The organism is Nitrosarchaeum koreense MY1 (assembly GCF_000220175.1).
In the GTDB taxonomy this organism is placed as follows: Archaea; Thermoproteota; Nitrososphaeria; order Nitrososphaerales; family Nitrosopumilaceae; genus Nitrosarchaeum; species Nitrosarchaeum koreense.
In genome coordinates this window covers 746695-765731 of record NZ_AFPU01000001.1, presented here as the reverse complement: position 1 = coordinate 765731, position 19037 = coordinate 746695, and the positions used below count along the sequence as shown (strand labels likewise).

Annotated in this window: 28 protein-coding genes and 1 tRNA gene; 19 read left to right on the top strand and 10 right to left on the bottom strand. The window is 32.3% G+C overall.

Annotated elements, in window-relative coordinates:
- Positions 1-25: 25 nt before the first annotated feature.
- Positions 26-874 (top strand): TrmB family transcriptional regulator, encoded by an 849-nt coding sequence (locus tag MY1_RS04490; protein ID WP_048109699.1) that lies wholly within the window; start codon positions 26-28, stop codon positions 872-874.
- Between the two features lie 81 nt (positions 875-955).
- Positions 956-1693, top strand: a complete 738-nt coding sequence (locus MY1_RS04485; RefSeq protein ID WP_007550548.1) for an RAD55 family ATPase — start codon at positions 956-958, stop codon at positions 1691-1693.
- Here MY1_RS04485 and MY1_RS04480 read toward each other — a convergent pair.
- Positions 1690-2919: an ornithine cyclodeaminase, nickel-pincer nucleotide-dependent gene (locus MY1_RS04480; protein ID WP_007550547.1), complete on the bottom strand. Its 1230-nt coding sequence runs from the start codon at positions 2917-2919 to the stop codon at positions 1690-1692. The genes MY1_RS04485 and MY1_RS04480 overlap by 4 nt on opposite strands.
- A gap of 75 nt (positions 2920-2994) precedes the next feature.
- The gene (locus MY1_RS04475) at positions 2995-3342 is read right to left on the bottom strand and encodes a hypothetical protein (protein WP_007550546.1); all 348 of its coding nucleotides are present in this window, start codon (positions 3340-3342) and stop codon (positions 2995-2997) included.
- A 74-nt stretch (positions 3343-3416) separates the two neighbouring features.
- On the opposite strand from MY1_RS04475, the gene MY1_RS04470 reads away from it, so the two are divergent.
- Positions 3417-3698 (top strand): hypothetical protein, encoded by a 282-nt coding sequence (locus MY1_RS04470; RefSeq protein WP_007550545.1) that lies wholly within the window; start codon positions 3417-3419, stop codon positions 3696-3698.
- 16 nt (positions 3699-3714) lie between these two features.
- On the opposite strand, the gene MY1_RS04465 is transcribed toward MY1_RS04470, so the two are convergent.
- Both MY1_RS04465 and MY1_RS04460 read right to left on the bottom strand, forming a co-directional pair.
- Positions 3715-3942, bottom strand: a complete 228-nt coding sequence (locus tag MY1_RS04465) for a hypothetical protein (protein ID WP_007550544.1) — start codon at positions 3940-3942, stop codon at positions 3715-3717.
- 4 nt (positions 3943-3946) lie between these two features.
- Entirely contained in the window at positions 3947-4498 is a 552-nt protein-coding gene (locus MY1_RS04460) for an HD domain-containing protein (protein WP_237698794.1), read from the bottom strand.
- Between the two features lie 164 nt (positions 4499-4662).
- Here MY1_RS04460 and MY1_RS04455 point away from each other — a divergent pair, with 164 nt between their 5' ends.
- The 5 genes from MY1_RS04455 to MY1_RS04440 all read left to right on the top strand — a co-directional run bounded on the left by MY1_RS04455 (position 4663) and on the right by MY1_RS04440 (position 7454).
- Entirely contained in the window at positions 4663-5199 is a 537-nt protein-coding gene (locus MY1_RS04455; RefSeq protein WP_007550542.1) for a cob(I)yrinic acid a,c-diamide adenosyltransferase, read from the top strand.
- A 416-nt stretch (positions 5200-5615) separates the two neighbouring features.
- Positions 5616-5689: transfer RNA gene (locus tag MY1_RS04450), tRNA-Phe, on the top strand.
- 186 nt (positions 5690-5875) lie between these two features.
- Positions 5876-6019: a hypothetical protein gene (locus MY1_RS09875; RefSeq protein ID WP_007550538.1), complete on the top strand. Its 144-nt coding sequence runs from the start codon at positions 5876-5878 to the stop codon at positions 6017-6019.
- A gap of 172 nt (positions 6020-6191) precedes the next feature.
- A complete protein-coding gene (locus tag MY1_RS04445) occupies positions 6192-6794 on the top strand; it encodes a response regulator transcription factor (RefSeq protein WP_048109696.1) in 603 nt (200 codons plus the stop codon).
- A 45-nt stretch (positions 6795-6839) separates the two neighbouring features.
- On the top strand, positions 6840-7454 hold the full coding sequence (locus MY1_RS04440) for a hypothetical protein (protein WP_048109694.1): 615 nt from the start codon (positions 6840-6842) through the stop codon (positions 7452-7454).
- Positions 7455-7575: 121 nt separating this feature from the next.
- Here the strand turns inward: MY1_RS04440 and MY1_RS10015 are convergent, their stop codons facing one another.
- On the bottom strand, positions 7576-8898 hold the full coding sequence (locus MY1_RS10015; RefSeq protein ID WP_007550534.1) for an RAD55 family ATPase: 1323 nt from the start codon (positions 8896-8898) through the stop codon (positions 7576-7578).
- 138 nt (positions 8899-9036) lie between these two features.
- Here MY1_RS10015 and MY1_RS04430 point away from each other — a divergent pair, with 138 nt between their 5' ends.
- From MY1_RS04430 to MY1_RS04415, 4 genes are read left to right on the top strand one after another with little or no spacing between them, the layout of a single operon-like run.
- Positions 9037-9294, top strand: a complete 258-nt coding sequence (locus tag MY1_RS04430; protein ID WP_007550533.1) for a hypothetical protein — start codon at positions 9037-9039, stop codon at positions 9292-9294.
- A 36-nt stretch (positions 9295-9330) separates the two neighbouring features.
- Positions 9331-9570 (top strand): hypothetical protein, encoded by a 240-nt coding sequence (locus MY1_RS04425; protein WP_007550532.1) that lies wholly within the window; start codon positions 9331-9333, stop codon positions 9568-9570.
- Positions 9564-9782, top strand: a complete 219-nt coding sequence (locus tag MY1_RS04420; protein WP_007550531.1) for an Lrp/AsnC ligand binding domain-containing protein — start codon at positions 9564-9566, stop codon at positions 9780-9782. The genes MY1_RS04425 and MY1_RS04420 overlap by 7 nt, the downstream gene beginning before the upstream one ends.
- Positions 9783-9816: 34 nt before the next feature.
- Positions 9817-10230, top strand: coding sequence for a VOC family protein (locus MY1_RS04415; RefSeq protein ID WP_007550530.1), 414 nt, complete (start codon positions 9817-9819; stop codon positions 10228-10230).
- Here MY1_RS04415 and MY1_RS04410 read toward each other — a convergent pair.
- Positions 10227-10613 (bottom strand): hypothetical protein, encoded by a 387-nt coding sequence (locus MY1_RS04410; RefSeq protein ID WP_007550529.1) that lies wholly within the window; start codon positions 10611-10613, stop codon positions 10227-10229. The two genes, MY1_RS04415 and MY1_RS04410, sit on opposite strands and share 4 nt — an antisense overlap.
- A gap of 93 nt (positions 10614-10706) precedes the next feature.
- Positions 10707-11093, bottom strand: coding sequence for a hypothetical protein (locus MY1_RS04405; protein ID WP_007550526.1), 387 nt, complete (start codon positions 11091-11093; stop codon positions 10707-10709).
- A gap of 138 nt (positions 11094-11231) precedes the next feature.
- On the opposite strand from MY1_RS04405, the gene MY1_RS09870 reads away from it, so the two are divergent.
- Positions 11232-11378: a hypothetical protein gene (locus tag MY1_RS09870; protein WP_007550525.1), complete on the top strand. Its 147-nt coding sequence runs from the start codon at positions 11232-11234 to the stop codon at positions 11376-11378.
- On the opposite strand, the gene MY1_RS04400 is transcribed toward MY1_RS09870, so the two are convergent.
- Positions 11375-12196 (bottom strand): adenylate/guanylate cyclase domain-containing protein, encoded by an 822-nt coding sequence (locus MY1_RS04400; RefSeq protein ID WP_007550524.1) that lies wholly within the window; start codon positions 12194-12196, stop codon positions 11375-11377. The genes MY1_RS09870 and MY1_RS04400 overlap by 4 nt on opposite strands.
- A 209-nt stretch (positions 12197-12405) precedes the next feature.
- Here MY1_RS04400 and MY1_RS04395 point away from each other — a divergent pair, with 209 nt between their 5' ends.
- Positions 12406-13245 carry a hypothetical protein gene (locus MY1_RS04395; RefSeq protein ID WP_007550523.1) on the top strand — a complete coding sequence of 280 codons (840 nt, stop codon included), beginning with the start codon at positions 12406-12408 and terminating at the stop codon, positions 13243-13245.
- Positions 13246-13371: 126 nt separating this feature from the next.
- Positions 13372-14622 (top strand): threonine ammonia-lyase, encoded by a 1251-nt coding sequence (gene ilvA, locus MY1_RS04390; protein ID WP_237698793.1) that lies wholly within the window; start codon positions 13372-13374, stop codon positions 14620-14622.
- Between the two features lies 1 nt (position 14623).
- Here ilvA and purE read toward each other — a convergent pair whose 3' ends face one another.
- Positions 14624-15199: a 5-(carboxyamino)imidazole ribonucleotide mutase gene (gene purE, locus MY1_RS04385; RefSeq protein WP_048109691.1), complete on the bottom strand. Its 576-nt coding sequence runs from the start codon at positions 15197-15199 to the stop codon at positions 14624-14626.
- Positions 15200-15546: 347 nt separating this feature from the next.
- Here purE and MY1_RS04380 point away from each other — a divergent pair, with 347 nt between their 5' ends.
- The 4 genes from MY1_RS04380 (at position 15547) to MY1_RS04365 (ending at position 18666) form a co-directional block, all read left to right on the top strand.
- On the top strand, positions 15547-16689 hold the full coding sequence (locus tag MY1_RS04380; protein WP_007550520.1) for a 5-(carboxyamino)imidazole ribonucleotide synthase: 1143 nt from the start codon (positions 15547-15549) through the stop codon (positions 16687-16689).
- Positions 16690-16722: 33 nt separating this feature from the next.
- The gene (locus tag MY1_RS04375; protein ID WP_007550518.1) at positions 16723-17094 is read left to right on the top strand and encodes a hypothetical protein; all 372 of its coding nucleotides are present in this window, start codon (positions 16723-16725) and stop codon (positions 17092-17094) included.
- 139 nt (positions 17095-17233) lie between these two features.
- Complete coding sequence (locus MY1_RS04370) at positions 17234-17761, top strand: DedA family protein (protein ID WP_048109690.1); 528 nt, start codon at positions 17234-17236, stop codon at positions 17759-17761.
- A 233-nt stretch (positions 17762-17994) separates the two neighbouring features.
- Positions 17995-18666 carry a nucleotidyltransferase family protein gene (locus MY1_RS04365; protein WP_007550512.1) on the top strand — a complete coding sequence of 224 codons (672 nt, stop codon included), beginning with the start codon at positions 17995-17997 and terminating at the stop codon, positions 18664-18666.
- Positions 18667-18675: 9 nt separating this feature from the next.
- Here MY1_RS04365 and MY1_RS09865 read toward each other — a convergent pair whose 3' ends face one another.
- A complete protein-coding gene (locus tag MY1_RS09865; RefSeq protein WP_007550511.1) occupies positions 18676-18825 on the bottom strand; it encodes a hypothetical protein in 150 nt (49 codons plus the stop codon).
- Between the last annotated feature and the right edge of the window lie 212 nt (positions 18826-19037).

Sequence of the window (19037 nt, the reverse complement as noted above, 5' to 3'; positions counted from 1 at the left end):
TTCTTATTGAGGATCCAGCAAAAACATGACCACAGAAATACAAACTTCGATATTTGACTCTACACCAGACACCCAGTTGTATGAGTACAAGCTATCCCTTGATAAAGTTCAGGCAGAACTCTTGCAATATGGTTTGACATCAAATCAAAGTAAAGTGTTTATTTATCTTGGAAAATATGGTGCAAAGACAGCACCTGAAGTATGCAAGGCCCTTAAATTACCTAGAACTGAAACATATCATTTACTATCAGCATTACAAAACAAAGGAATTGTTTCTGCAACGTTTCAACATCCGATTCAATTTACAGCATCACCATTAAACAAAGCAATATGGATTTTAGTAAATGCTGAAAAAGAAAGAGTCAAATCTTTAGAGCATATGGAAAAAGGATTATCTGAATTATGGGACAACATTCCTACTTTTGACTCATTACATGATGAGGTTGAAGAAAAATTCCAAATGCTTCAAGGTGCAAATCAAATTCAATCAAAAATCACTGAAATGACTGATAACTTTAAAGATGAATTTTTAATCCTTGGTTCTGAAAAAGACTATATCAAATTATATCATGGTGAATTTTTAGAATCCTTTGTAAAATCAAAACAACAGTTTAGATTACTAAGTGCATGTTCAGATAAAACTACCTACATATTTGATAATCTGGAAAGAAAAAATATCAAAAAACTAGACAAAGACATTCAAAATCACTTGTGCTTTATTCTAAAAGACGATTCTGAATTACTTTTCTTTACAAAGAATGCAAACTCTACGACAGAGCCATTTGCAATGTGGACTAATTCAAAATCACTAGTATATTCAATGAAATTACTCTTTGAATCTCTTTGGACAAATTCAAAGAACATTCATTTGTAATAGTTTGTGTTGATTTTATTTGTTAGAATCAAACTAGTCTCTCTCTTTATATAGAAAATTCTATCTTCTCTCTTTGTAGATATGGATTCCACTTATCCCAAAGTCAAAACAGGTATTCCTGGACTAGATTCTATGATTTCTGGCGGATTAAAAAAGAACAGGTCGGTCATAATATCAGGCCCACCTGGTAGTGGAAAAACAACATTTGGATTGCAATTCCTGTATTCAGGTGCACGTGACTTTGATGAGCCAGGCGTATACGTAACAATGTCACAAAATATTGATGAGATAAAAAATGACTGCAAATCATTTGGCTGGGATTTTGATGATCTAATCAACAAAGACAAAATCATGATGATTGATGCAAGACCGTTTAAGATTCAAGACGAGCTGATTGGCAAAGATGATTCCCTATACAGGGGGGAGCAGATGCCATTTGAGCACTTGACAAAATTGTTGCTAAGCAGCATCAAAAGAATCGAAGCAAAAAGGGTAGTAATTGACTCTGTTACAATTCTTGCAATGCAGTATTTGGATAAATTTTACATGAGACAGGGTTTGCAAGGAATGATTCAGGCATTAGAAAATTATGGCGTAACTTCGCTGATAATATCAGAGCATTCAGAAAACAACGAGATTCCTTTGGAATGGTTTGTCACATCTGGGATTATTCAGCTTAGACATACAAGAAAAGAAGACACCATGGAAAGAACCATCCAGGTAACAAAGATGCGTGGAATCAAACACAGTCAGCAAATTCATCCAATCATTTTAGATGGCGATGGAATGCATATTCAGCATCCTAGATTGACTCCTTAGATTTTTTTCTGTTTTTTAATTTGTTGCAACACCATTGGCAAAAATGCACCAACATCAGTAACAATTCCTAATGCCTGCCAAGTACCCCTATCCATTAGCTTGGTAACTGTTGGCTGATTGATATCAACTACAACAACTTTGACGTTTGCAGGTAACATGTTACCAGTCGCAATAGAGTGCAACATTGTAGAGATCATAATTACCATGCTTGCATCTTTGAGAACTTTTTTGTACTCTCTTTGTGCCTCTGCAACATCTGTAATTACATCTGGTAATGGTCCGTCGTCTCTAATAGATCCAGCCAATACAAATGGAATTTTATTTTTTACACATTGGTACATTATTCCACGTGTTAATTTTTTTGTCTTAACCATATTTGCAATAGACCCTGCACGAAAAACAGCATTTATGGTCTCCATATGATTTCGATGTCCACGATATGCCAAAGTCGCATCATGAACATTCATTCCTAGTGATGTTCCAAGTGTGGCATATTCTATATCGTGAACCGCTAAAGCGTTTCCAGCTAAAACTCCGTCAATAAACCCTAGTTTGATCAACTCTGCAACGGCATCAGCTGCACCGGTATGTACTATTGCAGGACCGCCTACAATTACAATTTTCCCGCCGTTCTTTTTTGTCTTGTAAATGTCCTCTGCTACTTTTTTTGCAATATGCTGAGTTGGTCTTTCACTAGAACTTGAGCTTCCCATAAATTCAAAAACATTAACACCTTCTCTTGGACGCTCAGGTGGAGTAATCTTTATTCCGTTTTCTCCAACAATGATGCTGTCTCCTTTTTTAACATCTCTTACAGGGACACAAAATGCTCTGTTGTTTTTTACTACAATGCATTTGTCCATCATCATATTTTCAACTTGAATCCATTGTTTATTGTGAAAAACTCGAGTATGGTTATTGGTGGTACTGTAAAAGTCCTCTGGCATCACCATGTCTTTTGGTGCTTTTTTTAATGAAATTCCTTTTTGTATTTTTGAGACTGCTCCTTCGCGATAAATTGTTTCTAAAATTTCATCTAGATGTTTTTGATTTTTGCCGGTAACTGATAATCGTGCATATGATGGATCTTTTTTCTTTTTTCCTATGTTGATTTCTTCTACTTGAAATTCTCCATGAAGATCCATTATCTTGTCAAATATTTTTGTTAAAATTGATGAGTCGATAAGATGCCCATCTACTTCAATTTCTTGTGTATATTTTGCCAATTGTTATTCTAAATCTGATGATAACAAAAGCTTTACGCTGATTTTATTTGACTATTTTTGGTAAAAAAATTTCAATTATACTGGGAGAGTTACCTTGCCTTTGTATTCTGGAATGTTGTCTTTTTGAAATGATTGCTCCAAGATTTCTTTTTGTGTTTTAGTTACTCCCTGAACAATTGTTTTAGAAATACCATATTTGTCAACCAAAGCAAGTATGTACCCGCTGTTATCTGTTAACACAAATCCTGCAGATTCATCAACAAATGCATAAAGATTTTCTTCCCCAACTGGGTCCCAGACGTTTGATTTGTTATCCCGTAATGCCAATGCAGGCATTGCTTTTCCATTAGTCAATTTGTTAAGATATTCTCTGGCTTCTGCTACTCTTTTTTGTCCTGTTTTTAAGGCTTGAAAATACTGCACGACTCAAAGAAGATTTGATTGTTATAAAAACAATATCTCAAAAGACTGTTATATCTTCTTAATTTGATAGAATCATGCCTCTTACAAACAATGTAATTATAAAATTAAATGAAATTACTACATTAGTTGAGAATAAAAATAATCTAAAAGAGCAAGACATAGAAGAGATAAAATTAATTTTCAAAACCATTCTAAAAAACGGTGAAAGATATGATGTTGATGATATTGAATCATGGTTTGAAAATGAGGGTAGTTGGACAAACAAACAGACAAGAGTTAGAGTGATCAACCTTTCTCACTATATTCAAGACAAGTTTGAACAAACAGCACGACTAAAAATTATTTCAGATGATTAGTATTTTAAAATCAATATCAAATTTCTAATTGTTCTAATAAACGCCCCACAATTTTTGCATTCTCTTCTCTCTCAATTAGGATTTTTTCTAGTCTTTCTTTTTTTGATTTATCTTCAGATGAGATAATTTGGAAATACTCATCATCAAGATCATTATTTGCTTGCAATCGTTTGATTACCTCAAAAAGTATTCCTATGATTTGTTTTTGCGCTTCAATTAATTCATCTTTGCTTTTTTCAGACATGTCATTATTTGGATGCTATTTTTTTAAATATCTCCATTAACTTTGGATCTGTGATTTCATTTTTTGCAGTCTTAAAAAATGAGGCCAACGATTTTTCAGAATATCCTTCATTTGAATAGATTTTTGCCTGTAACGCCATTTCTAATTTGTCTATTTGATGAACTAATTGAGCTTCTTTAGAGTGATTTAATTGATATTCAATCCAAAGATCATTGTATTGTTTTTGTAATTTCTTTGGTAAATTACTGAGAATTTTTTCCATCGCATTATTTTCTAACTCTGTTTTTCTTTGTATTGACATTTTTTCTGGAGTGATGTCTCCAATTAAAGCCTCTGCTATGTCATGTAATAGAATAATTTTTAAAATTTTTTCTGTGTTATGTCCTTCTAAATCTGCAAAAATCATTCCAATGATTGCCATTGAAAAAGTGTGATCTGCTACAGATTCTGGATCATTTATCAATAATTTATCAATCCATCCCTGACGAGGTATTTTTTTTAATTTTGCAGATGTGTTAAAAAAATCAATAATCAAGGCTTTAAAATCGTTTGACATGATGGTAGATTTTAAGATCCGCAATAGTGATTTGAATTATTTTGTGATTTTTATTAAATTCTGAATCATGACATGTGAAAAATCGGTACAACGATTGCATTTACAAGTATGCCATAATAAATAATTCGAACAACATAATAGTTTAATCGATTTTTCATACGTTATTGAAAATATATACAAAGACTGGTGACGATGGAACTACCGGGTTACAAGGTAATTTGAGGGTATCAAAATCAAACCCACGAATCATAGCGTATGGTGCAATTGATGAAACAAATGCACTGTTGGGCATTATACAATCATATGAAATCGATAAGGACATTGCTGTTTTGCTAAATTTAATTCAAAACGAATTATTTGTAATTGGGGCTGATCTTTCTAATCCAAAATTGGAAGATAAAAAAAATAGAGTTACCACAGACATGATATCAAATTTAGAAAAAAATATTGATAAATATGAATCCGAATTGGTTCCTCTGACCAATTTTATCTTGCCTGGTGGAACAATTTTAGCATCACAACTACATCATATTCGAACTGTAACACGAAGAGCTGAAACATTCATCATAATGTTAAGCGAGGAAGAAAAAATCAACGAGAACTGTATCAAGTATGTAAATCGTTTATCTGATCTTTTTTTTGTGTTGGGTCGTGTTTTAAATAAAAGAAGTGGAAAAAAAGACATAATTTGGAAAGTTTGATTAGTAATCATCTAATCAATAATATTCTCATTTATGATTAAATCAATAGACATCAATCATGCGTATCGCATAAATTGCCACAACGGCATTAAAATTCTCATGAAAAATTCGATGTCCTTATTTCTTACTTATTTCATAGTATGTTGAAGCTAAATGGGTAAAAATTATGTCGAAAAAGCAATGAAGAAAATATTGGTAGAAGAACAAGAAAAATTGGAAAAGGAAATACAAGAAGCAGTTCAAAATAAGCTGAAAAAATTATCCTCTGATTAAATTTACATATTATTGATTTTAGTTGCATCTGTATCTTGATTAATTGTTTAATTCTAGATCATTCCGTCATAATCTTGTGTATTTTTACTATACTTGGTGATAAAGACAACTTTTAATTCCTCAAGCTAAAGCAAATTTGTTGTGCCAGCGTAGCTCAGCCTGGGAGAGCACTCGGCTGAAGACCGGGCCGTCGGGCGTTCAAATCCCCCCGCTGGCATTTACTATTCACATTCAACAACAAATTAATCGTAAATCAATCCGTCCTGAGACTATTCTAAATAATTATTTATCGTAATATTTCATACATGTATTTCCATATTTGGAAATATTCTAATTTCTTTGACATTTTAGTAAACAAGTGAGTTTACATAATTCAAAATAATATACAATTGTATGGTTTGCAATGGCAGAAAGAATAACTATAATGCTAAACAGCGACATTGCAAAAAAACTGCGAAATTTACAAGCTAAAAAATTGCGAGAATCTGCATCCTCTGTCAGCTTTTCACGAATCATAAATGAGATCCTAGAAAAGGGACTAAAGTAATGCTAGTTCTGCTTTATTGATCTATGAATGGTTCGTAAATGTCTTTTTAGATTACCTTCCCCAGACAGTCGTTTTGAGCAATGAGGGCATTGAACTTTTTTGACCATTTCTTATATTCATAAAAAGTATGAATATATTATAAGTTATTATGTCATGAAGTTCTATATGCAATATGGCAAGTTGTATTGTAGTAGATGATGATCCAGACATTATTAGCGTATTTTGTGATATGCTATGTATGATCGAAGTAGATGTTCTTGCAACTGCCAACGATGGCAGCCATGCAGTAAGTATGTACAAAAAGCATCATCCTGATATTGTTTTTACAGATTTGAATATGCCCAGATATGATGGATTGTATGCAATTGAGAAGATCAAGGACATAAATCCTGATGCTAGGATAATAGTAATCACGGGCGATTCTAATGCATACATGCATCCGTTTCTAAACTCGTTAAATGTACAGGTAATTCAAAAGCCATTTGCTGTTCAAGCAATAAAAAAAGCAATAACTAACTGTCTGATTGGAAATTCAGAGCAGATATCATTTGACATCAAATATCAATTCAAGGGGGAAACCAAGTCATATTCATGCACAGTTAACTATGAGCAATACAAGAACTTCAAAACATTGCCAGTCGTAGAAAAATGTGAAATAATCAAAAAAAGTAAAAAACAATTTGACAAGTATGCTGATGAGATGCGTAAAGCCATCAATCTGGCAATCAGAAATGATACCAGTCACATTCGTAGACTATCTGAGATGGTAACCTGATTAAACCAAAAAATATTAATATGAAAGTATGAACTAATGAATATCATGACTGGCGTTACCCAACTATTGGCAAAGTCACTTGAAAAAACAATGCTGAAAAATCTTGGTGAAAATACGGTTCACAAGATACAGGATAGATTATTTGAGAGATATGGTATATCCATAACCCAGTCCATGGAAGAGTTTGAAAAACTAGATTCTGTATTGAGGGAATTTTTTGGAGCAGGAGCTGAGGGACTAGAAAGAAAATTCCTTGAAAGTCTGTGCAGCATTAAATCAAAAAAAGACCAGACGCAAAAGAGATTTACAATATCCGAGCCATCAATTGGACAATCAATCCTAAAAGCATACAGTGATGATGAAGCATCAAAAATACTAAATGCGTCAATTGGTGAGTCATGGACAATTTTGGAAATGCTAGAAAAATTACAGATTCCACAGACATCAGGATACAGAAAAGTCAATTCACTAATCGAAGACGGACTCTTGATAAAAGATGGACACGAGATATCTACAAGCGGACGCAAGACTGACAAATACAAGTCATTGTTTGACAATGTGGAAATTGACATCAAAAACAACAAGGTTACAGTAAATGTCCAGTTTACGCAAAACGTTATTGACCAAAGTCCAATACTTCAGACCGTATACAGAATCTAAATCAAAACGTATTTTAAAAAATTATACTATACATATGAATGAGCATAATTCATGTGGGAACTCATATGAAAAGATAAATCTGACAACTGGCATTTTTTAAATATTATATTTTGATATTTTATCATGCTTCTAAGATATGTAAACCATCAACTTCTAGCCTGATTGGATGAATCTGTTGACTGTGTTTGACTCCACGAAGTTTTTTGATCTGAATAGTTTGTCTTGGGGTATTTGCTATTATTTGGTTATTCATTTGAATAATCCCAGATGTGACAAACCATTCCAAAGGAATCTCGTTGTTTTCTGAATGCTCTGATATTATCAGCGAAGTTACGCCATAATTTTCTAATGCCTGAATCATTCCTTGCAAACCCTGTCTCATGTAAAATTTATCCAAATACTGCATTGCAAGAATTGTAACAGAGTCAATTACTACCCTTTTTGCTTCGATTCTTTTGATGCTGCTTAGCAACAATTTTGTCAAGTGCTCAAATGGCATCTGCTCCCCCCTGTATAGGGAATCATCTTTGCCAATCATCTCGTCTTGAATCTTAAACGGTCTTGCATCAATCATCATGATTTTGTCTTTGTTGATTAGATCATCAAAATCCCAGCCAAATGATTTGCAGTCATTTTTTATCTCATCAATATTTTGTGACATTGTTACGTATACGCCTGGCTCATCAAAGTCACGTGCACCTGAATACAGGAATTGCAATCCAAATGTTGTTTTTCCACTACCAGGTGGGCCTGATATTATGACCGACCTGTTCTTTTTTAATCCGCCAGAAATCATAGAATCTAGTCCAGGAATACCTGTTTTGATTAGTGATGTGTGCGTTTGATTATATTTTTTGTTGTTAAACATTTTGAATTGGGATTTATAGATTACGATAAAAAGAGCAGTACAAACAATGGCGATGACAATTGAAAAAAATTTATCAAAAAGAAAATAAATTGATGCAATTAATGAAATCAGAATAGCCGATGTAAAAATAATCTGAAAAGGATAAAATTGATTCACTGAGGATTTATCTTCAATTTTGAAATAATCGTCATATTTTATTGTCTGTTTATCTAGGGGCTGTTTTGTAATTTCAATTTGTTTGGATATTGGAATGTCATCATAACATAATTCATGAAACCAAAAATCTTTTTTCCTTATTGCCCTTTGATTCAAACCGATTTCTGATTCACATCTATCACATTTAATTAAATCTTGAACAAAAATTCTTTGTTTTGTTCTTTCTGTTTTTTCAACCTCTAAATCCCTCTGATGGATTTTTTGAATTTCATTTAGCATTCGATCTAGGTATTTTTTATCCGATTGAAAAATCTCCTGTCTTTTTTGAATTCTCTCTATTAGGTACTGGGTTCTTCCCCAATCCCCTAAATTATGTTGCATGCTTTCTTCTAATTTTGCGACAAGTTCATCATCGTTCAATAATTATGGTTATTTTTGATTTTTAGTAATCATATATGGGCTGTCAAAATTTGTCTATAGGTCAAATATTTGTACTTTTTAAAAAAAATATTCTGCATAATATTTAAAAACAAGGCAACCTCTTGTTTTTCGACATTAATGGCTGAAAAAAAGACCGTAAAGAAGACTGCCTCAAAGACTAAAGCAGTAAAATCAAAGATAAAAATCACTCCAAAGGCAAAACCTTCTACATCAAAGGCAAAAGCAACAAAATCAAAGCCCAAAAAATCAAAAGAAGAAAGCGACGATATGGGAATTGTTATTGTAGATGACGACATTGTCATTGATCAGGAAAAAGTAAACGAAGAAAGAAGGGCATATCTTGAAGAATCTAGGTCTCAAGACGCATATGACTAAAGCAATCTTTATTCGTTCTAAGATCATATAATCAATATGAAAGCATTATGCCTGATTACCGTAAAACCAGGTAAAGTGGATGTAGTTGTTGACATTGTAAAGAAAAAACGTAAAATAGTAAAAACTACTATGGTAGTTTCAGGTAGGGCAGATATTGCTGCAGTATTACATGGAAGTATTGACGAGATTAACAATACTGTAATTGATTTTAAAAAAATCAAAGAGATTGTAACTACTGAGACACTAATTGAAGTAGAGGTGAATATGGGTTGGTAAGAGCTATAGTATTGGTAAAATCCCCTAAGAAATTAATTGCCGCAAGACTACGTAAAGTAAATTCTGTTTATGATTCATTTCCCACAAGTGGCCAATTTGATGCAGTGGCCATTATTGAGGTTGAAAACCTTGGAAAAATTAAAGAGATTACCAATCAAATTCAAAAAATAAACGGAGTAGAAAGAACTGAAACCATGATTGAAGTTCAATAACAAAGAATTTAACATACTTTGGAGTAGGGTTTGTGTGAATATCAAAAAAGTTGGAAATGTCATTTTAGCAGTTAAAGACATTGATAAATCACTGAAATTTTACCATGAAATTATCGGATTGCCAATAAAAAGACAGAGACGATCATGGGTAGATTTGGGCACTTCTGGAGCTTTGTTGAGTTTACATCCTGCATCACTTACAGCTCAGCATATAGGAAGCTCAATTGAAAATGGCATTACAATTGGATTTTTGGTAGGTGATGTCTCGTCTGCAGTTGAAGAATTAAGATCAAAAGGTGTTAAAATTCACCGTGAAATTGTAGATAGAGATGCTGGAAAAAATGCAGTTATTTTGGATCCTGATGATTATTTAATTTCATTATTTGAACCATCATTTGATGATAAAACAGAACAAACAACTGGATATCACGGATTTACTCCCGCCTAGATTGTTTTTTTAATTATATTGATTATCTTATCAATGTTTTTTGCAGATCTATCAATTGAAATGTAATATGTCATTTCATCTTTTTGAAAAATGACTATAGATACTTTTTGATGTTGTAATAAAACATAATCTAATTTCCCTACTGCACTTACTGTATCTTTTCTTAGTGTCATTAATGTAGATATTATGAAAAATTCATTTTTGACTTGTTCTGATTTTAATAATGGTTTTACGTTTGGTCTTACAATTCCAGTTAAAGTTCGACCGTATGAATTTACAATACCTACATATCGTATGCTCTTTGATAATCCGATAATGCCTTGACATTTTTTTCTGTATTGAATGATTTTATCTTTCCAAATTTCAGATGGAGTTTTTGCCATATTAAAAATTAAATTTGAAATTAATAAGCATTCTTACTTGGTAGAATAGACTTTTTCAAAATAGGTTTGTTTGAAAATCTTAACTAAACCTTGCTAATTCATTTTTGAATGAGAGTCTTTTTTCTCGTCTAGTTTTTTCTTTAATTCTAGGTTTTCTTTTAACAGTTTGTCATTTTCTGCTTTTAGTGTATTGACAGAATTTACTCGATTAAACAATGGGTGTCCTGGAGGAATGATTCCATTAGAATTCATTGTCAATAAACCTGAGGCATATCTCTGATATGATTGCTGAAACCCTTGCAATTTTTTATTAATAGTAGCGTTATCTTCTGCAAATTTTTCTTTCATGGGATTTTCAAAAATTTTGAACATCTGGTTTGTCAATCCTGGAGGTAGTCTTGGAAATTGTAATGCTAGATGAGGGATGTTTGGATTTAGTCCATACAGGTCTCTGAGATGTCTTATTGGCAAATCTTCCATGATAATTCGCTATTTTTGCCATATTTTTGCCTTGTCTTTAGGCGTTTGATATGCAATAAAGCTAATTTACAGTCATTTTAGCTCAATTTGAGCTGATCGCTGATCCTTATAGATTCCAATTTTAGATCGCAAATAGGCATGACAGAAATAACTAAGACGTGTATACGATGTAATAAAAACATCATAGATGGAGATCTGCATAAAATTGTAATTTATGTAATTCAAGAAAAATTCACTGAACATCATTATGAACACGTTGAGTGTCCTGGTAAATTTACTGTTTAACCAATATACTCATAAACTTTGTAAATTTCCCCAGATAATCTTGAACGGTATTTCCATTCATTATTTTTCCATACTACTTCTTTAAACAAAATTTGATTGTTAGGATGTAATTTGCGATAGACATCGTCTCCAAATAAAATTTGATTTGGTTTTGCAAGCGATTGAATTTTGGATGCAATATTCATTGCAGGTCCCATTAAATCTACATGTGACACATCTGGATTGGAACCATATCTCACAACAATACTTTGTCCAAAGTCAGCCCCAATTTTTACCATTAAATCAGGATAATCATATTGATTCAAAATTGGATTGATGCCTTTTTGTATTACTGCAAGCATTGATTTTGCACAGCTTAGTGCATTATCTGCAGCTAGTAGTCCATTATTTGATGCAACAAAATATCCAATGACTGCATCCCCGACAAATTTTAAAACATAACCGTTATGCAAGTTAATTACTGATGCCATCTCTTGAGCAAATGAACTAATTATTATTGCAAGTTTTTCTTCAGGTAGTTCTAAGGTCATAGTGGTAGACCCTACTAAATCAACATATAGAGCAATCATGTCAAATTTGGCAAAAACGTTTTTTCTGAGAAATTTTTCAGAATCATCAGTTATTCCGACATATTCATAACCTTGTTTCAATGCCCCCCAAATTCGTTTCTGGGTTTCTAAGATCATTGAATCAAAATCCACTATTTTTTGCTCATTTTTACCTAGTAGCACATCTAATACATTTGGATTTGACTGTTCATTTGAAACAGTATCTTTTTGACTCATTTTTGGTTTATCCGATTCGTTAATTTTTGACATTTTATCCCTCTATTCTAACGGAAAATCCGTATTACAGATAAGGCATTTTCCTCTATTCCCCTTATAACCTTCATTATAGTATTGCACGATGGTAGATCCACACTGATTGCAGATTATTTTAGGTTTGGACATGAAGGAAATAGCTTATTTTTGTATTTAAAACCTACAAAATCTTAAGGTTTAATGACTGTAAAAATTTATTATTTATTGTGCGATTAGGATCTAGATCATCAAATGAGTACATTCAACTTCTAAATAAGAAAAATGATGATATTCAACAACAATTTCTTGAAAAAATACTACATCTTACAAAATTAAAAAATGTCCAAGTTATGTTAGGTGATGCAACAATTACAGAACAAAAAACATTTGATCCAGCACTAGTAAACGATTTTTATCAAACAATAATTAAAAACTTGAAAGACTGGTCAGTTCAAGAAATTTCTATTTCAAATAACGAGGATGTTAGAAGGATTTTTACAAAGTTTGAGATAAGAGAAGGAAACTATCTAATTTCTGGACATATGTCTCTGCAATACCATGTTTTGTTATATTATAAGCCAGATCAACAAGTAATCAAATTACAAAAGGAATTATCTGACATAATTGATTTGACAAAAAACAAGGAAAAACAAATGTCTGATAACAGTGATCAATTTGTATTAAATAAATTAAAAGAAAAAGGCTACAAAGATTTTGATCATCAAAAATTATTTGAAATATTTTATGAAAATGATGAGTTTAGAGAAAAAATATACAAAGAAATCGAAAATGAAATTGAAGTTGATTTTCAAGAGATGTCAAATAAAAAAACAAAATTGATCAAGGATTTAGATAATTTACTAGTTGAAACTTATCAGACTAGTCCTGTTCTTATTGATGATACTCGATTAATAACAGGGGAAGAAGGATGTTTATGTACATTTGATATCGAATTTATTAAAAATAAAACAAAGGAAGGACTATTTGATCCTCGTAAGATGTCAGAGTCTGTAAAAGACAGCATCATAAAGCGATTAGACGAGTTTTCAAAATTATTGCAAAATTAATTTATCATTTAATTTAAAAAAATCCTACTCTTAACTACATTGGGAATGAATTTGTGTCATTATCGTGGTTATTGGTCATATTCTCAAAATTCGTGCATAAAATTGGAATAAACATTCGATCATTCAATGGAAGAAGTCAAATATCTCTTTTATCTAGCAGAATTTCTAATGAACCCATCATACGATGAAATACAAAACGCAAACTCATTACGAGGAAAAGACGTACGAAAAACACCATTAGTGTATTCACCTACATTTAGCAATCTTACAGGTTCTGAAGTTTATTTAAAAGCAGAGTTTCAACAAAAAACTGGATCGTTTAAACTTCGTGGCGCATATTATAAAATAAGTCAATTACCACATGATGGAAAAAAACATGGAGTGGTTGCAGCATCTGCTGGGAATCATGCTCAAGGAGTTGCATTTGCATCTTCATTGGAAAAAATACCATGCACTATTGTCATGCCAAAAAATGCATCACCATCAAAAGTAGCTGCAACTAGAGGTTATGGTGCAAATGTAATCTTGGAGGGCATCAACTATGAAGAGTCATCTGCTAAAGCAAAAGAGATTTCACAAAAAACAGGTGCAACAATGATACATGCTTTTGATGATCCACAGATCATAGCTGCTCAAGGAGTAATTGGATTGGAAATTCTAGAAGATTTGCCAGATGTAGATGAAGTGTATGTGCCAATAGGTGGGGGCGGACTTGCGGCAGGAGTTTTAATTGCCATAAAAGAAAAAAATCCAAAGATCAAAGTAGTAGGTGTTCAATCCAGCTCGTTTCCATCGATGTATGAATCAGTAAAAAACGGGTCTTTAACATCAAGTGGCGGTGAAAGAACTATTGCAGATGGAATATCTGTCAAAGTGCCGGGGCAAACAACTTTTTCAATAATCAAAGAACTAATTGATGAGATAGTATTGGTTGATGATTCAGATATCATCAAAGCAATGTTCTTACTCATGGAGAGAATGAAATTTGTAGTAGAACCAGCAGGGGTAGTAGGTTTGGCCTATTTAATATCTGCAAAACCATCACCCGGAAAAAAAGTTGTTCCTATACTAACGGGAGGCAATGTTGACATGTATCTTTTAGGACAAATTGTAGATAAAGGGTTGGCAACTATGGGACGTTTACTCAAATTATCTATTTTGTTACCAGACAGACCCGGAGCATTTAAAGAAATAGTAGATGAAATCAGTGCAGCAAATGCAAACATTGTCGAAGTAGTACATGACAGATTAAGTTCCAACATAAATGCAGGCTCTGCTGGAGTTACACTAAGCTTAGAAACACAGGGAAAAGAACAAGCAGATAAACTAATTGAGACATTAAAAAAGAAAAATATTCAATTTAGATTATTGACATAATCTATTTGAATTTCTTTTGAACAAATTTACTAAGGCCTTGTTTTTTTAGAATGTCAGATTCTTTAAGAACTGAATTATGTTGTTCGGATTTGTGTAGTTTTAATTTCTTTTTTAATTCTGGAAATTCATTTGCCAAAATTTTAAGAGCATATATTCCAGCATTTCCTGCTTTGTTAATTCCTACTGCTACTACAGGAGATCCTGTTGGCATTTCAGATATTGAAAGAAGAGAATCTAATCCACCAAAAGAAGAGAACTTGGAATTATCTGCGCTTTTGGTTTGTTTATCATTATACACCATAATTGGCACTCCGATTACTGGAATAATTGTATGTGATGCAATCATTCCAGGTAGATGTGCTGCTCCTCCTGCACCTGCAATTATTATTTTAAACCCCATCTTTTCGGCATGTTTGCCATATTCTTCTAATCTGGTAGGGGTTCTGTGTGCAGATACTATTTGATCTTCATGTTTAATTTTGAATTTATCTAAAATTTCTGCTGCGTCTTTCATGATTCTACTATCCGAACTTGAACCCATGATGATTCCAACTAGTGGTTTTTTTGTGTAGCTCATAATTATAGAAAAATAAAGCAAGTTATTATCTATAATGGCGTATCGTAGGCTTGACTAAGAAAAATTATTATTTTCAATTACTTTTAATAATATCCATAAATCAGATTTTCAGATTATGACACTTGTTGTTTTAATTTGATTAGCAATGAATCTGTAATTTTTAATAAATAATCCATTTCTGAATCATTTGCAATACTCTGAATCATAATGTATGTTTGTTGCGTTTACAGTTAATCAGAAGTATGTTATCTCTAATAACACTCAGATGAATTGAGCCTGTATTACAAGATAAAGATGAATCTAAAAAATAGCATTAGATATTTTTAATCGATATTCAAGAAAAAAGCATGGGTAAGGTTCTTGGGATAATAGGCGGTGGACAGCTTGGTATGATGATCACAGAAGCTGCCAAGAAGATGCCAGAACACATTTCAAAGATAATAGTTTTGGACCCTGTAGCAAATTGTTCTGCATCCCAAGTTGGTGCTGAGCAAATATTGGCAGATTTTAAAGATAAAAATGCAATAATTGAACTTGCCAAAAAATCAGATATTATAACATATGAGATTGAATCGGGAGACAGCGAGGTATTAAAATTAGTTGAAAAAGATGCAGAGATTAATCCATCTCCAGAAACATTAAAAATAATTCAAGACAAGTTTTTACAAAAATCATTTTTAGCCCAAAATAATATTCCAGTTCCTGAATTTTTACAGATAGATTCAATTTCAGATTTAAAACAAGGCCTTGAAAAATTTGGATATCCATCATTATTAAAGGCAAGACGTGATGCATATGATGGACGAGGTAATTTCAAAATAGACTCATCATCTCAAATCCAAGAAGCATTTGATTATTTTGATAAAAAAAATCTCATGCTTGAAAGATTTGTTCCTTTTAAAATGGAAGTCTCAATAATTGCTGCAAGAAACACTAAAGGTCAAATCAAAACATATCCTCTAGTGGAAAATATTCATGAAGAGAACATTCTTCGTCAAACAATTGCTCCAGCAAGAGTAACTGAAAAGGTTGCAAAAAAAGCAGAAGAGATTGCACAAACAACTATGAATGTTCTAAAAGGAGCAGGTATTTTCGGAATCGAGATGTTTGTTACAAAAACAGATGAAATTCTAATTAATGAAATTGCACCACGTGTGCATAATTCGGGGCATCATACATTGCAATCAAGCAAAGTGTCTCAGTTTGAACAGCATCTTAGAGCGATTTTGGGTTTAGAATTGGGAGATACTGTACTTTTACATCCTACTATTATGTATAATATTTTAGGTCCAAAAAATTTTGAGGGTGAATACAGCATATTGAATATTTCTGAAGAAAACGTTTTTCTTAAAATGTATGGCAAAAAAATTTCTAAACCGTTAAGAAAACTAGGTCATTTGAATATCGTTGGAACGGATAATCAAACTATTGATCAACTATTGAATGAATTATCTCAGATCAAAGACAAAGTAAAAGTAAAATCTATCTGATTGGTTTAAATGTTGTAAATGACGATTTCCAACATGGCAATAAAAGTAGCAATGATAATAACTGGAATATCTATTGCATTATTGGCGTTATACGGTGCAGACGTTGCAGTTTCGATGAGTAATGCAGACCATGATGGATTTTTACCATTAAATGACATGCAACGAGGTATGGGGCTAGGTGGTCCAGCAATAATTTTACCTATCATAGCATTTTTCATTACTCTTAGAGAAAAATCAAAAGGGTTGGGAGGTCTAATAATTATCTCAGGAATTTTAATTCTAATTGGTGGATTGGCAATGATATTTACTCCTGCTCCTGAAGGAGTAGAAAGAAATCCTCTTATGCTATTTGCACCAGCAATTATTCAAATTGCATTAGGTGCAATTAAGATAGTGAAAAACTAGAGGATTATAATTATGCCAATTTGTGCAAAATGCAATAACGATGTATCAAAAGTTTATGATTGTGATCATACAAATGATCAAGAATATTGTACTGAATGCTATACTGAACTGCATTATTATTTGACGGAAGAAAAATAATTTGAGTGAAATAGACGCATTCATTCAATGGGTGGTTTCATTAGTAGCTGAGAATCTTTACCCAGGTGTATTTTTAGCTGCATTGTTAGAAACAGTTTTTCCACCAATTCCAAGTGAGGCAATATTTCCTTTGGCAGGATATAGTATACTAAAAAATGGCATGAATGTATTTCATATTTTGGGAGCCGGGATAACAGGAGGATGTGGTGCAACAGTTGGTGCTTTTGTAATTTACATGATATCAAAAAAATTAGGGCGAACTGGATTGATAAAATATCTCAAATATGCAAGAATCAAAGAAAAAAGTTTAGAAAAAGCTGATCATTGGTTTGCAAAATATGGTGATAAATCGGTCATCATAGGGAGATTGATTCCGGGGATTCGTGAACTAGTATCGATTCCGGCTGGAATTTTTAATATGCATCCATTAAAATTCCTTATTTTCACCTTGATTGGGTCATGCATATGGAGTACTGTATTAACTGCAGTCGGGTATTATTTTGGAATGGCTACGTTTGATTTTTTCTAGTATATGACAATATAAAACCATGTGAATTAAATAAAATAACCAAAATTCTAAAAACATTATAGTTATGGAAAAATCCAAAAATCACACACGTCATTATTGGATTAGACATAAAGACGGGTATCTTTTTTGTGGAATTTGTAAAAAGAAACAAGATTCTACATCAAGAAAAATTTCAAAAAAATGATCTAGCAACTCAATTAAAGTTATAACGTCTATCTTATCATGACACTTCAATGCATGCAATAATTTTGGCTGGTGGACGAGGAAAACGTTTACGACCTATTACTGATTATGTTCCAAAACCCCTTGTGCCTCTAAATAACATCCCCATTATAGAATGGCAAATATCATACCTCAAAAAATTCGGGGTTAAGGAAATTACGATTTGTACAGGTTACAAGACAGAAATGATTCAAAATTTTCTTGCAGTAAAAAATAATTTAGGTGTAAAGATAAAATTTTCAGTAGAAAAGACCCCATTAGGTACAGGCGGGGCAATTAAACAAGCAGGATTATCAATAAAAGATAAATCATTTTTTGTTTTAAATGGTGATACAATCACAAATATTGATCTTGGAAAATTAGTAAAAAAACAAAATTTAATTGCATCAATTGAATTAAAAACAAAATTTGGAGTTGTGGAGATAGAAGGAGATAAAATAATGCAGTTCAAAGAAAAAAAGGAAATTCCAAATGTATGGATGAATGCAGGGGTATACCATTTACAAAAAGAAATACTACAAGATTTACCAAAAAAAGGAGATATAGAAAAAACAGTTTTTCCAGATTATGCAAAAAAAGGAAAACTATCTACCGTAAAATTCAAAAATGCAATGTGGCACTCTATTGATTCATTCAAAGATATTGAAGAATGTTCATTAGAACTAAACAAAATAATAAAATAATTAGTTTCTTTATGCCCCAGTTCTGTGAAGTGTTACCATCATGTATGCCATCTCACTTACAAATGACTCATCTGCATTTGCAGACGCAGCATATTTTGTGGCATCATCCCAAAATGTTCCTTCTGAACTAGGTTTTTCTTCGAAAATTTGCTCACTCAACGATTAGGATTAGAAATTAATTTCATAATAAACAACCTCAATCATAATTAACACAATGCTAAAAGAGTTAGACAAAACCCTGATCGTAAAACTTTAGGCTCATGAATATTGTGTTAACTGTTGTGCTTAAATCCAAATTATGCAATAATCATTGTAGATTATGTGCAATTGTCCGTTTTGCAGTGAGCTGGAAAACTCAAAAAGAGAGTTCC